The organism is Acidovorax facilis, assembly GCF_023913775.1.
Lineage (GTDB): Bacteria > Pseudomonadota > Gammaproteobacteria > Burkholderiales > Burkholderiaceae_C > Acidovorax > Acidovorax facilis.
The window spans coordinates 1-12,611 of the sequence record NZ_JAMXAX010000154.1 but is presented as its reverse complement, the minus strand read 5'-3'; the positions used below and the strand labels follow the sequence as shown (position 1 = coordinate 12,611).

Below are 12,611 nucleotides of genomic sequence, written 5' to 3'. Positions count from 1 at the left end.
GGTATTGAAACAACAAGGATAGTCGGGCGGTGCGGCAGGCGCATGTCGCGCGGGTGGCTGGAGGAATGCATGGGGCACGACCGTGTGCAGAATACGGGCATGCAGCGTTTTGTGCCCGTGCCCTCTGATTTGCAGCCCTGGCTGATGGCGGGGGTGGTGGTCGACGCCCCGGCGGAGCTGGCGCAGTCGCAATTCCCGGCCATGGTGTCGAGCATGGTGGTGGTGCGGCTGGCCGGGCAGGTGCATTGCCGGGGCGCACTGGTGCCGCCAGCGGCCTGGATCAGCGCCAGCACCACGGCCACGGTGTACGAACACGGTGGGCCGGTGCGGGCCGTGGGGCTGGTGTTGCAGCCTGAAGCCGCGGCTGCACTGTTTGCCAGCGCACGCGGTTTGGTGAACACGCTGCGGCCGCTGGCAGAACTGGTGGGCCCTGGGTGGACCGAGGTGGAGCACGGCGTGCATGCGGCGCAGGATGACGGCGCGCGGATCGCGGTGCTGTGCCAGTTCGTCCGGCAGCTGGTCGCGCCGCCGTCACCGTGTGAAGCACGGCGGCTGCAAGCCCTGGCCCTCTTGCAGGCGGCCCACGACGATGCCCCAAGCGCGAATCAGCGCATGGGCCTGAGCCAGCGGCAGTTTGAACGGCGCTTTGTGGCGCACTGGGGCATGGCGCCCAAGCAGTTTCAGGTGATTGCGCGGCTGAACAGCGCGCTGGGCAACGCCCTCGCCGCGCCCGGCGGCCCGGTGGTGGACCTGGCGGCAGACCAGGGCTACTACGACCAGTCGCACATGGCGCGCGATGTGCGCAGGCTGGCGGGCCACCCGCTGCAGGCCCTGGTGCAGGGCACGCGCAGCCCGCTGACCGCGCACTGGCCCTTGCAGATTGGGGCACAGACCCTACCGAATCAACCTGCCCCACCCGTGGAGCCCACGCGCAAGCGCTGAGCCAGGTACAGCGGCATCACAAACGCGAGGCCAATGCCAAAGCAGGCCGCGATGTAAGCCCAGCGCCACGCGCCCAGGCTGCGGTCTGCCGCCACCCAGGCGGAGAACGCCACGGCGGCCAGGTACACGTCGAGGGTGATGCCGGTGGTCAATGCATTGGCAAAGGCATCGCGCCAGAAAACGTCGGGCATCACGCTGCCGCCTGATAGAAAGTACACGGTGTTGAAGTACCAAGGGACGGCCAAGCCCGCGATAGCCAGCATGGAGAAAAATGTGCGCAGGTGTTTGTGGGTTTGCTTTTGACTTTTCATAGGTCTTGGCGCCCCGTTTGCTCAGAACTGCTCTCCTCCAACGATCCGTTCAAGCTGATTCGTCTCAGCGTCGCGTAAAGCATGCGACATGCCTGTACCAAACACTTGGCTCTGCCTAAACGGATTGAATGGTGATTGAAAGCGCAAATCTGCTGCTAAGGGCGTGCGTGGTTGAAATGAATCGATGTACCGATTACATCCACGCAGTTCCTTGAGGGCTAGGAAAAAGCCGACATCCGACCTGCGACAGGCGGGGCTGTCGCAGCCTACAGTGCGCACCCCCTATTGCGCAGGGGCAGCCAGTTCACAACGCTATCCAATGGCGTAACTTGAGCACCTATAGCAGGGGTCGTCGATGTCGGAGGTATGGCAGTCTTGCTCACACTTGCGTGGTTACAGCGCAGCAGGCTCGACGGCGCCGTAACGCGCTGGCTGCGATAGAGAGGGGGCGGCAAGGTGTCGGGGTCGTGGATCGTTTTGGTCGCCTTCGCAGGCCAGGGCACAGCGTACACAGCTGGTCGGCGAACATGTGCGCGAGCAATACACCACGTCAGGAGAATAGGTTAAGCCCACTCCACGGCAGAAACGCAGACCGACAAATGCATTCTAGGGCTACCCAATTGGGTACTCTTAAGGCTAAGTTCCTGCTGTCGGTCGGAAGTGGCGGCGCAGGCGGCGAGCGCCAACGGCAACTGTCGCAATGCCCAGCAGCGCCAGAGTCGATTCGCCCAGGGTTGGAACAGGCGTTGCTCCGGCGGGGGCAACAAAGGCAGAACACAGCTTCCAGTTAGCGATTTTCATCTGTACGCCGCCAATACCTGCGGGGTCGCGAGAACTGGCTGTGCCACCTCCCGTGCTGTCAGAGAAAACTGGGTTTGCGCTGTTGGCAAACCAACTTACTGGTGCAGTCAGTGCAATACCGTTCGATGTGTAGGCGCTAGCGGGAATCCCGGAATCGCTCACTTCTGCGTCATCGCCGGGCTCATCCCCACGCGTGCTTGTCCCGGCTGCACGAGGGCTCGATCAAGAACGAGCAGCATGTCGAGTTCCTCAAGGCGCTGCGGGCGCACTTGAAGCGGCCGCTGCTGATCATCTGGGACGGTCTGAAGGCGCATCGCAGCAAGCTCGTGCGCGGCCATCTGGACTGCATAGGTGGTGATGTCCAGATGGCGTTCCTTCCTCCGTACTCTCCGGATCTCAATCCCGTGGAGTTCTTGTGAGCCTTGCTCAAGCGGCATGCCTTGGCCAACTTCTGCCCGGCCAACCTCGACGAGCTCAACATCACCGCCCGCAGCAAACTCAAGAGTGCCCAGCATCGTGCGACCATCATCACGACTTGCTGGGTTCAGGCCGACCTGGGGAGATGTCGCCATTGAAAGAAAGCATCAACAAATGCATCCTGCAGCAGCGTTGCATCAGCTTCGTACTCCTACGGCGCTACAGCCAGCCGCAGAGAAACAAGCAACAACACGTTGGCGGCGATATGGGGCTCCGCCACGTCAGGCCCGGCGGCGGCGAACCATCCCCACGCCCGCCATCAGCATGGAGAGCAGCGCTAGGCCACCAGGTCCCAGCGCGGGTATGGCGGTCGGTTGCACGACACCACCGCCTATCACGGTCAGCGTGAACATGTCCGGGTTGGACGGGCCATCCTTGTCCGAAGCGGTCACCGAGAAGTTGTAGACGCCTGCAGCAGGGCTTCCTGAAAAATTGCCCGTTACCGAATCAAAGCTCGCACCCGGCGGCAACCCGCCCACGAGGTTGTAGGACAAAATGGGATCACCATCGGTCGCCACCACAAACCCTGCAAGCGCTAGGTTCCATGGCGCCCCCACAGCGATGGACGCATTGGGTACGTCGCCCAGAATGGGTGGGCTGCTAACAGGGCCGCCAGCTGGCACGACATGGAACGTTATCTGCTGGGGATTCGACACCCCGTCTCTATCACTGGCAGTCAGGCTATAGGTATAGGTCCCTGGCGCGGTAGGTACCCCAGCGAATATTCCGTTGGTGCCGTTGAAGCTGACTCCGCCAAAGAGGGGCGGCGCGGCGAAGGCGAAAGTTAAAACAGGGTCGCCATCGGTGGGAGTGACGAAAGGTGACAAGTAGAAGTTAAAGAACTGGCCCACCTGAAGATTGATGGAAGGCAGCGAATTGAATACAGGCGGCGTGCCGATCAAGCTGCTGGTTACCAACTGGAAGCACTGCGAAAATTCCGACGTATCGCGCGTGGTGGCTCCCTGTACCGCTGTGGCCGTCATCGTGATAAAGCGCCCGGCAGGCACACCGACCAAGCCGGTGGCAGTACCAGCGTAGCTACCCGCTCCGTCGGTGGAGATGCTCGCACGCCCCAAGAAGATCTGGCCTTCTCCGTGGTCCGATGAGTCACATTGCGAATTGGCGAAGAATTCCATGTCGTACGATGCGCTGGGTGCACCCGTGAACGAGTATCCGACCGAGGTACCGTTTGCCGCGTCGTTGAACGCACTGGATATCACTGGAAAGCGCATTCCACTGTTGATCGCAAGTGGAGCGGGACTCGACACTCCCGCTCCTTGGCCTGCCGAGACATCGACCAACTCGATGCCTAGCCCACCATTGGCATAAATTCGGTTGCCCTGTATGGCGTTGTACCGCACGGGCGGCGATGTGGCGCTCTGGCGCTCCAGCCTCACGCCGTCACCGCTCCAGTAGGCAATGGCGTTGCCATCGGTAGCATTGACACCACCAATCTGGTTGCGCTGCGGGTTGAAACTGGTGTTTTCATCGCTGATGCGCACGCCATATTGCAGCACCGATGTGGGCACTCCTACCACCTTAGTGGCTGCGTCGGCCCCCACACCAATGAAGTTGCCTTGCACCCGATTCCCCTGCGCGCCCCTGCCAATCCGGACGCCCCCGTAGCTGCCGCCCACCACGTTGCGCAGTGCATGATTTCCGCTGGTGTTTTCGGTGAAATGGATACCCCAACCTGTCGTGCCTGGGCGTGTACCTGCACGGTCAACGCCGATGTAGTTGCCGCGCACGGAAATATTGTTCGTGGTGCCGTCAGTAACGCGGACGCCCACAGATATGCCATATCCCCCAACCAGCAGATTGCGATCCGCAGGCAGATCACCTCCCACCAGGCTGTCGGTGACGCCATTACCAATAAGCACGGCAACACCTGTCCCCAGAGATCCGTCCAGGTCTGCCACGCTACCGCTACCGTCCGTGCCGATGAAGTTGCCCGCGATGGTAACGTTTGACAGGGCGCCCCACAAAACTGCGCCACCATTGGCAAAACGGGTGATACACACGCCGCGTAACACCGAGTTGGACGCACCACCGATGAAGCGCAGACCGGGGCTAGATCCGGCAGCAGCGCCGTCGATACGCAAGTTGATGACCGCATCGTTGCCCACGGCCTTTGTGTTCGGGCTGGAGCCAGGCTGGGTTGTACCTAGGATGCTCACTTCGTCGACGATGTCGGGATAGGCTGACTGGGGAGAGATCGTGACGGAACCAGTGCCGATCTGAAACTGAATCGTGTCCGCACCCGCAAGCGCGTTGGCTTCTTGAATAGCTGCGCGCAGTGTGCAGACACCCCCTGCGGTGGCGCACAGGCCGTCGCCTGGATTGCTATCACCCGCATCCCCCGAATGGTTGACGGTGAAAGTGGCTGCCCAAACCGTAGAACTGAGGATCAGCCCCCCAGGTTGACAGCGAAGGAACGAATGGGAAATGACATCGGCAAACGCGGGATGAAATTTCGGCCACAGGATGTGCCCGGATATGAGGCGATTCTTAGCGCTGCGGATGTGAAGCATTGTCGAATGCGGCTGAACAGCTCCCTAGGAGCTTTGAATATTTGAGTGGGATATGGCATGGCGATCTCAAAAATGCGATCGTGTTTTGTCGCTTACAAAACGTTATGGAGCGATCAGCAACAGCTGTCATTGCATGCGCCGATTGAACCCACGGAGCCCCACGGCAGGCTAGGAAAAAAACGACATGCAATACCCCACAGTGGACTGATCCCTGCTCGCCGTTTCAAAAAGCCTGCTTACGATCTCGCAGGGGATCGCATAGACGTGCCATCGTGATGAACGTGGATACTTTGGGTGCGCCGCGTGGGGTCGTGCCCACGCAAGTAGCCGAAACGTCAAAGATTCGAGTTCATCGGCCAGATTTCACGGCAACCGCTTGGGCATACGCTGCGCTTGGCCTCCCACTTCTGGCGCAGTACTCACGAAACTCCAAAACGATCTTGAATCGACTCAAAGGACCAGGACCGAAAGCGGCAAACCAACCTCTACGAAACGGGTATGGCTAGGCACTGCGCGGCAAGAAGTAGCAAGGACCTTTGACAGGTTTCGTGGGCCGCGCTTACTGCGCGCGCGGCAGCGATGTCACAGCGCCATCCACCGGCAGCTCCTGCGTGCCCTTGGGGCAGGGCTGGTCGGTGTAGGTCGTGCGGCCGTCCTTCACGCACTTGCGCGGCTGCGGGGCCACGGGCTCAGACGCTCCACTGTTCGCAGAGCGGGCCTGTGCGGCAGGCTGCTGCTTGCCGGGCGGCAAGGTGTCGGGGCCGGGGCGGGTGATCTTCTTCCAGGCCTGCTCGGTCCATGGCCCGGCGTGGGGCAGCCACTGGTCGGCCGTCCACCATGCGGCGGCTGCGGCAGCCAGCAGCAGTGCGGCCAGAATGGACCAGAGGGTGCGTTCGCGGGTGCTGCGCATGGGGTGGGTCTGTGGTGTGGTGGGTGACCACCAAGCTTAAAACATCACGACGCCCACCCGACCACGCGGTATCAAGGCTGCTTGCCTTTGGCCGCAGGGCGCCCGTAGCGCGCCGTGAGCGTGGCCTTGCCCAGGCTGTTGGCGTTGATCATGTAGCCGGCCAGCGCGGCGGTGGCGTCGGCAGGCAGGTCCAGGCGCGGCACCTTGAGCGCGTGCACGGTGAAGATGTAGCGGTGCGGCGCATCGCCTTCGGGCGGGCAGGCCCCGCCCCAGGCGGCCACGCCGTAGTCAATGCGCACATGGCTGGCGCCTGCGGGCAGCTTGGCGCCGCCGGCAGCACCCGCGTCGGGCCGCAGCTCGGTGGTGCTGGCGGGGATGTTGACCACCGACCAGTGCCACCAGCCCGAGCCGGTGGGGGCATCGGGGTCGTAGGCGGTGACGGCGAAGCTTTGGGTGCCTGCGGGTGCACCGCTCCAGCGCAGGGCAGGTGATTGGTTGTCGCCCGCACAGCCAAAGCCCTTGAACTCGAAGCGCTGGGGCAGTGTGCTGCCTTCGGCAAAGTCGGGGCTGGTGAGCGCGAAGGCCTGGGCGTGGGCGGCAGGGGCCAAGCCGATGGTGGCGAATGCCGCGATGGCGGCGCCAAAGCGAAGGGGGCGTGAAAGTGGGTGGGTCATCTGAAAAGCTCCTTGCAGTAGCGGTGTGAGACAAGGGCTTGATGGTGCTGCGCGCCGCGCCTTCGCATTGGCCCGGCGGCGTCAATGGCTGTGCGCTGCGCGTCAGCCGCAGCCATCAGGGCCGCAGCTGCGAAGGCGGAAAGCCGAAACGTTCGCGAAAGGCCGCGCTGAAGCGGCTGTGCGATTCATAGCCGCAGCGGGCCGCAATCTCGGACACCTGCAGCGTGGAGCTTTGCAGCAGCACCAGCGCCGTCTCCAGCCGCACATCACGCAGGCACTGGCTCACGGTCTCGCCCTCTTGCGCCAGGCGGCGCTGCAGGGTGCTGGCGCTGGTGGCAAAGGCGGCGGCGATGCGCTCCACCGTCCAGTCGGCCTGCGGGCTGGGGCCGACCAGGCGGCGCACGCGCTCAGCCCAACCCAGCTCGCCCGGCGGGGCGAAGACGATGCCCGCCTCGGCCAGCATCAGCAGCACTTCGAGCGCGCGGTGTTCGCGCAGTGCCTGCGAACTGGCATCGCTCTCCAGCGCGGCCACGGCGCGCGTGAAACTGTCTTCAAAGGTGGCGTCGGCCGCCAGGCCTGCGCAGCCCTGCACTGGCGGGACGGCTGCAAACTGGCCGAACTGGCGGTGGAACTGCTCCACCAGCTCGGGCGCAAAACACAGGAGCCGCGCCACATAGCGGCCCTGGGGCGCCGGGTCGTTCACCACCTCCCACTGCGCGCCACGCGGCAGCACAAACACCCGCCCGCGGGGGTAGCGGTGGCCGCCGCCGGGCGTGACCAGGTGCTTGGTGCCCGAGACCACCCAGCCCACCGAATCCATACGCACGGTGACGGTGTGGATGCGGTGGTGGACCGTGGTGGCAATCTGCAAGGACAGTGCGGGTTCGCCCATCGTTCTTTCCCCTGGGGCTCAAGCGCCATCATCTGCGCAGCGCTGTGCCGGATGATGGCAGGCTTCACCCGACAGCAGCACAAGCACCGTCAGCGCGTGCGCTCTTTCGTCACGCCGACATCAATGTCGCCAAACACGGTCACGCCGCTGGCACCCTGAGGCTGCTGCTGGCTGGCCGGGTCGCTGGAGCGCGCGGAGCCTGCGGTACTGCTGCAACCACCCAGCGCCCCGGCAACCGCCAAAGCCGCCAGCGTGGTGCGCCAGAAGCCTTGTGCGAACCGTGCGGGCGATGCGGCGTGTTCCGTGTGGAGCGGCTGCATCATTCGCCACCCAGGTGGTTGCCCAGGATGCCCGCAAGCTCGAACATGCCCGCGCTGTCCTTGCCAAACACGGCGCGCAGCTTGTCGTCGGCGACAATGGTGCGCTTGTCCTTGGGGTCTTGCAGGTTGTGGGCCTTGATGTAATCCCACATCTTCTTCACGGCCTCGGGGCGCGCCACGGGTTCGTTGCCGATCACTGCAGCCAGCGCGGCACTGGGGGCCTTGCCAGCGGCGGCCTTGCGCGGTGCCTTGGTGGCAGCGGTCTTGGTGGCCGGGGCCTTCTTGGCAGCGGCAGGTTTGGCGGATTTTTTGGCTGCAGCGCTTGTCTTGCCTGCCTTGGCAGCTATCGTTTTAGCAGCAGCGCCTGGGCGCGGCGGGAACTTGCTCGGCGCAAACTCAAAGTTGACCTTGCCCGCCTCCTTGTCCCACGCCAGGTGGGCCTTGAAGGCGCGGCGCGTGCGCATGCTCACGAACTTGTCGAGCAGGTCGGTCTTGCCGGTGTCCAGCAACTTGGTCATCTGCTCGCGCTCCACAGGCTGTTGCAGGATGATCTTGCCGCTCTTGAAGGTGCAACTCGGTGTGGGCTGCGCAGCGGTGGGCACGGCCTTGCTGCACACGTAGTTGCTGCCGTGCTCGTGCACTTCCGATCCACAGATGGGGCAGGCACCCAGCGACGCGTCTTCAAACTCGACGATCTCGCCGGACTCTTCGCCCTTCTTGTCGTCGCCAAAGTCGAATTCGAGCTTGTAGTTGTGCGCTTCGTCGTCGTACTTGATGACGATCTCGGACGTGAAGGGCCAGCCCGCCTTGGAGCGGAAGCCTTCCAGCGGGCCGATCTTCTTGTCGCGCAGCAGGGCGTTGGCCTCTGCGGTTTCAAACGTGCGGCCTGCGGGCGACTTGCCAAAGCTGAAGCCGCAGCCTTCCGAGCCGGGCTTGCCCACGCAGGCAAAGCGGCGGTAGTTCTCTTTGACCACGCCGCCGCAGTTGGGGCACGGCGATTCGAGCGTGGCGTAGTCGCCGGGGATGGTGTCGCGGTCGTATTCCTTGGCCTTCTTGACCATGCGCTCGGTCATGGCGGCGATCTCGGCCATGAAGGATTCGCGGCTGAGCAGGCCCTTTTCCATTTGCGAGAGCTTGAACTCCCACTCGCCGGTCAGGTCGGCGCGGCAGAGTTCTTCGACCTCCAGCCCGCGCAGCAGCGTCATCAGTTGAAACGCCTTGGCCGTGGGGATGATCTCGCGGCCTTCGCGCAGCATGTACTTTTCAGTCAGCAGGCCTTCAATGATGGCCGCGCGCGTGGCTGGCGTGCCCAGGCCTTTTTCCTGCATGGCTTCGCGAAGTTCGTCGTCGTCGATCTGCTTGCCCGCGCTTTCCATGGCGCCCAGCAGCGTGGCTTCGGAATAACGTGCGGGCGGCTTGGTCTTGAGGCCCTTGGGGTCCACCTGCAAGGTGTTGACCATTTCACCGGGCTTCACGGGCACCAGGTTCTGGCCCTTGTCGCCGTCCTTGCCGCCTTCCACCTCCTCGGCCGCTTCCTTGCCGTAGATGGCCAGCCAGCCGGGCTTGACCAGCACCTTGCCTTCGGTCTTGAAGCTGTGGGGCGCCACGGTGCTGATGCGCGTGGTCACCGTGTATTCAGCGCTGGGGAAGAACACGGCCATGAAGCGGCGCACGACCAGGTCGTACAGCTTTTGCTCGGCCTCGCTCAGCCCGCTGGGCGCCTGCAGCGTGGGGATGATGGCAAAGTGATCGCTCACCTTGCTGTTGTCGAAGATGCGCTTGGACGGGCGGATGTAGTTGTTGTTCAGCGCGGTAAGCGCGTGCGGCGCCAGGTGGCGCATGCCGCTGTCGGCCAGCATCTCGAAGGTCTGCTTGGCCACGGGCAGATAGTCTTCGGGCAGCGCGCGCGAGTCGGTACGCGGGTAGGTCAGGGCCTTGTGGCGCTCGTACAGGCTTTGCGCCAGCGCCAGCGTGGTCTTGGCACTGAAGCCGAACTTGCCGTTGGCCTCGCGCTGCAGGCTGGTCAAATCGAACAGCAGGGGCGAGGCTTGCGTGGTGGGCTTGCTCTCTTCGGTGACCGTGGCCTGCTTGCCGCGCACGGCGTTGGCAATCGCCTGGGCTTCTGCGGCAGACCACACGCGGTCGGCGCGGGCTTCCACATCCTCGCCCTTCTTCCACTTGGGGTCGAACCACTTGGCGGGGTATTCACCGGCCTGCGCACCGAAGGTGGCGTGGATTTCCCAATAGTCGCGGCTGATGAACTTGCGGATCTTTTCTTCGCGCTCCACCACCAGCGACAGGGTGGGCGTCTGCACCCGGCCCACCGTGGTCAGGAAGAACCCGCCATCGCGCGAGTTGAACGCCGTCATGGCGCGGGTGCCGTTGATGCCCACCAGCCAGTCGGCCTCAGACCGGCTGCGGGCTGCACTGGCCAGGCCCGCCATCTGCTGCTCGGTGCGCAGGGCGTCAAAGCCGTCGCGGATGGCCTGGGGTGTCATGGATTGCAGCCACAGGCGCTTGACCGGTTTGCCCAGGGGCTTGGCGCCGCCAGCGTATTGCTCGATCAAACGGAAGATCAGTTCACCCTCGCGGCCCGCGTCACAGGCGTTGATGAGTTGCGTCACGTCCTTGCGCTTGGCTTGCTTGACCACGGCGTTCAGGCGCGTCTTGGTCTTGTCCACGGGCTTCAGGTCGAAGTACGGCGGGATCACGGGCAGGTGCGCAAAGCTCCACTTGCCACGCTTCACGTCAAACTCTTCAGGCGCCTGGATCTCTACCAGGTGGCCCACGGCGCTGGTGACTACATAGCGGTCGTTCTCGAAGTGGTCTTCATGTTTGTCGAACTTGCCGGCCACGGGGGTCAATGCGCGCACGATGTCTTGCGCGACAGAGGGTTTTTCTGCAATTACCAGGGTCTTGGTCATTTTGGGGCTCTCGCCAGTCATTCTGGTTGCCCGGGTTCCGGGCGCTTCTACAATTCGGGTCTCACGCGCATGCACACGCATGCACGCGCACGCACACATGTGTGCACTATCAAGTTAACAGAGTTTTTGCCATGCCCCGCTCCGCATCGCCTGCCGCCCCCACCCTTGCACCGGGCCGCCGCATCCAGACCCGGCGCTCTGGCGTCCATGGCAAGGGCGTGTTTGCCGTGCAGGATATTGCGGAAGGCGAAGTCCTTGTGGAGTACACGGGCGAAGTGATTGGCTGGCAGGAAGCGCAGGACCGGCACCCACACGACCCCCTGCAACCCAACCACACGTTCTACTTTCATGTGGATGAAGACCACGTGATCGACGCAAAGTTCGGCGGCAATTCGTCGCGCTGGATCAACCACAGCTGCAACCCCAACTGCTACGCCGATGAGCGGGACGGCCGCATTTTCATCACCGCGCTGCGCAATATCAAGGCGGGCGAAGAGCTGAACTACGACTACGGCCTGATCATCGAAGAGCGCTACACCAAGAAGCTCAAGGCCGAATACCCCTGCTGGTGCGGCAGCAAGAACTGCCGGGGCACGCTGCTGGCGCCCAAGCGTGGCTGGGCACCACCGGTGCCACTGCCACCTTCTAAACCCTTGCCCGCCAAAAAAGCCAAAGCCCCCAACTCGCCTTCAACCACCAAGCCACGGGGCCGAAGCCAGTGAGCGCCGCCTCCCCCATCCGCTGGCCCGCCGAGGCCATCTGGGAAGCGGTGTCACCGCTGTTACCGGGCTTTACCGTCGAGGTGCTGCCCACCATCGACTCCACCAACACCGAGCTGATGCGCCGCGCGCGCAACGGCCAGTGCGAGCCCACGCTGCTGGTGGCCGAGCAGCAGACCGCCGGGCGCGGGCGGCTGGGGCGGGTGTGGCAAAGCGATGTGGGGGCTTCCCTCATGATGTCGCTGGGGCTGCCGCTGGCGCCGCAGGATTGGTCGGGTCTCTCGCTCGCTGTGGGGGTGAGCGTGGCTGAAAGCCTGCAGCCCGTGCTGCCCGCTCTGGGCGCCGACCAGCCCGCGCGTGTGGGGCTCAAGTGGCCCAACGACCTCTGGCTGGGCGGCGCGGCGGGTGACCGCAAGCTGGGCGGCATCCTTGTGGAGACTGCGAGTTTTGTGGCGCCCCAGGCGGCCTCTGCTGTAACAGCCAGTGCCAGCACCGCACGGTATGTGGTGGTGGGCATCGGCATCAACGTGCTGCCGCGCAGCGCCGAGGGCATGAGCATGCCGCCCGGCAGCTTGCAGGACGTAGAGCCCGGCTTGGACGCCCCCACCGCGCTGCTGCGCATCGTGCCACCACTGGTGGCCATGCTGCGCTCGTTTGAAGGCTACGGGTTTGGCCCCATGCAGCCCCGCTTTGCAGCCCGCGATGTGCTGCAGGGCCGGGCCGTGACGCTGAGCGACGGCCACACCGGCACGGCGCACGGCGTGGGGGACGATGGCGCGCTGCTGGTGCACACTGCGGGCGGCATGCAAGCCATCACGAGTTCCGAAATCAGCGTGCGGCCCACTGCGGTGCCTCCGGTGTGAAGAAGCTCCCTTTGTTGATCTCGATGTTCCTGAAAGGCCGCGCTCCATGCTCCGTCTTGCCGTGATCGCACTGCTGCTGGCCAACGCGGGCTACTACGCGTGGTCGCAAGGGCTGCTCAAGGACTGGGGCTTTGCCCCCGAGGAACAGGCTGAGCCGCAGCGCATGAACCAGCAGATCCGGCCCGAGACGCTGCAGATCCTGCGTGTGAACCCCAGTAAAACATCTTCCTCTTCCTCCTCCTCTTCT

Annotated in this window: 10 protein-coding genes and 2 pseudogenes; 5 read left to right on the top strand and 7 right to left on the bottom strand. The window is 63.8% G+C overall.

Annotated elements, in window-relative coordinates; all coding sequences use genetic code 11:
* The first annotated feature begins 69 nt into the window (after positions 1–69).
* Entirely contained in the window at positions 70–942 is an 873-nt protein-coding gene (locus tag NFX52_RS26515; protein ID WP_238385751.1) for a helix-turn-helix domain-containing protein, read from the top strand.
* Here the strand turns inward: NFX52_RS26515 and NFX52_RS26510 are convergent.
* Positions 903–1,205, bottom strand: coding sequence for a DUF2834 domain-containing protein (locus tag NFX52_RS26510; protein ID WP_238385753.1), 303 nt, complete (start codon positions 1,203–1,205; stop codon positions 903–905). The genes NFX52_RS26515 and NFX52_RS26510 overlap by 40 nt on opposite strands.
* Before the next feature lie 1,008 nt (positions 1,206–2,213).
* Between NFX52_RS26510 and NFX52_RS26505 the strand changes: the two are divergent.
* Positions 2,214–2,629 (top strand): annotated as a pseudogene (locus tag NFX52_RS26505) (transposase); the annotation flags it as partial.
* A 123-nt stretch (positions 2,630–2,752) separates the two neighbouring features.
* On the opposite strand, the gene NFX52_RS26500 reads toward NFX52_RS26505, so the two are convergent.
* From NFX52_RS26500 to NFX52_RS26475, 6 genes are all read right to left on the bottom strand, one after another.
* Positions 2,753–5,062 (bottom strand): IPTL-CTERM sorting domain-containing protein, encoded by a 2,310-nt coding sequence (locus tag NFX52_RS26500; protein ID WP_055401710.1) that lies wholly within the window; start codon positions 5,060–5,062, stop codon positions 2,753–2,755.
* 559 nt (positions 5,063–5,621) lie between these two features.
* Positions 5,622–5,972 (bottom strand): DUF4124 domain-containing protein, encoded by a 351-nt coding sequence (locus NFX52_RS26495; RefSeq protein ID WP_055401712.1) that lies wholly within the window; start codon positions 5,970–5,972, stop codon positions 5,622–5,624.
* Positions 5,973–6,043: 71 nt separating this feature from the next.
* The gene (locus NFX52_RS26490) at positions 6,044–6,646 is read right to left on the bottom strand and encodes a YbhB/YbcL family Raf kinase inhibitor-like protein (RefSeq protein WP_228897212.1); all 603 of its coding nucleotides are present in this window, start codon (positions 6,644–6,646) and stop codon (positions 6,044–6,046) included.
* A 115-nt stretch (positions 6,647–6,761) separates the two neighbouring features.
* Complete coding sequence (locus NFX52_RS26485) at positions 6,762–7,538, bottom strand: helix-turn-helix transcriptional regulator (RefSeq protein WP_207402156.1); 777 nt, start codon at positions 7,536–7,538, stop codon at positions 6,762–6,764.
* 89 nt (positions 7,539–7,627) lie between these two features.
* A complete protein-coding gene (locus tag NFX52_RS26480; protein WP_055401716.1) occupies positions 7,628–7,858 on the bottom strand; it encodes a hypothetical protein in 231 nt (76 codons plus the stop codon).
* Positions 7,858–10,782 carry a DNA topoisomerase III gene (locus NFX52_RS26475; RefSeq protein WP_055401718.1) on the bottom strand — a complete coding sequence of 975 codons (2,925 nt, stop codon included), beginning with the start codon at positions 10,780–10,782 and terminating at the stop codon, positions 7,858–7,860. Before NFX52_RS26475 ends, NFX52_RS26480 begins: the two co-directional genes overlap by 1 nt.
* Before the next feature lie 131 nt (positions 10,783–10,913).
* Between NFX52_RS26475 and NFX52_RS26470 the strand changes: the two genes are divergently transcribed.
* From NFX52_RS26470 to NFX52_RS26460, 3 genes and pseudogenes are all read left to right on the top strand, one after another.
* A complete protein-coding gene (locus NFX52_RS26470; RefSeq protein ID WP_055401720.1) occupies positions 10,914–11,504 on the top strand; it encodes an SET domain-containing protein in 591 nt (196 codons plus the stop codon).
* A complete protein-coding gene (locus NFX52_RS26465) occupies positions 11,501–12,364 on the top strand; it encodes a biotin--[acetyl-CoA-carboxylase] ligase (RefSeq protein WP_055401722.1) in 864 nt (287 codons plus the stop codon). The genes NFX52_RS26470 and NFX52_RS26465 overlap by 4 nt, the downstream gene beginning before the upstream one ends.
* A 46-nt stretch (positions 12,365–12,410) precedes the next feature.
* A pseudogene (locus NFX52_RS26460) lies at positions 12,411–12,611 on the top strand (SPOR domain-containing protein); the annotation flags it as partial.

Bases quoted from the DNA above. Each gene is read 5' to 3' on its own strand.
- NFX52_RS26515 (WP_238385751.1), top strand. From the start codon at position 70: ATGGGGCACGACCGTGTGCAGAATACGGGCATGCAGCGTTTTGTGCCC.
- NFX52_RS26510 (WP_238385753.1), bottom strand. From the start codon at position 1,205: ATGCTGGCTATCGCGGGCTTGGCCGTCCCTTGGTACTTCAACACCGTG.
- NFX52_RS26500 (WP_055401710.1), bottom strand. From the start codon at position 5,062: ATGCTTCACATCCGCAGCGCTAAGAATCGCCTCATATCCGGGCACATC.
- NFX52_RS26495 (WP_055401712.1), bottom strand. From the start codon at position 5,972: ATGCGCAGCACCCGCGAACGCACCCTCTGGTCCATTCTGGCCGCACTG.
- NFX52_RS26490 (WP_228897212.1), bottom strand. From the start codon at position 6,646: ATGACCCACCCACTTTCACGCCCCCTTCGCTTTGGCGCCGCCATCGCG.
- NFX52_RS26485 (WP_207402156.1), bottom strand. From the start codon at position 7,538: ATGGGCGAACCCGCACTGTCCTTGCAGATTGCCACCACGGTCCACCAC.
- NFX52_RS26480 (WP_055401716.1), bottom strand. From the start codon at position 7,858: ATGCAGCCGCTCCACACGGAACACGCCGCATCGCCCGCACGGTTCGCA.
- NFX52_RS26475 (WP_055401718.1), bottom strand. From the start codon at position 10,782: ATGACCAAGACCCTGGTAATTGCAGAAAAACCCTCTGTCGCGCAAGAC.
- NFX52_RS26470 (WP_055401720.1), top strand. From the start codon at position 10,914: ATGCCCCGCTCCGCATCGCCTGCCGCCCCCACCCTTGCACCGGGCCGC.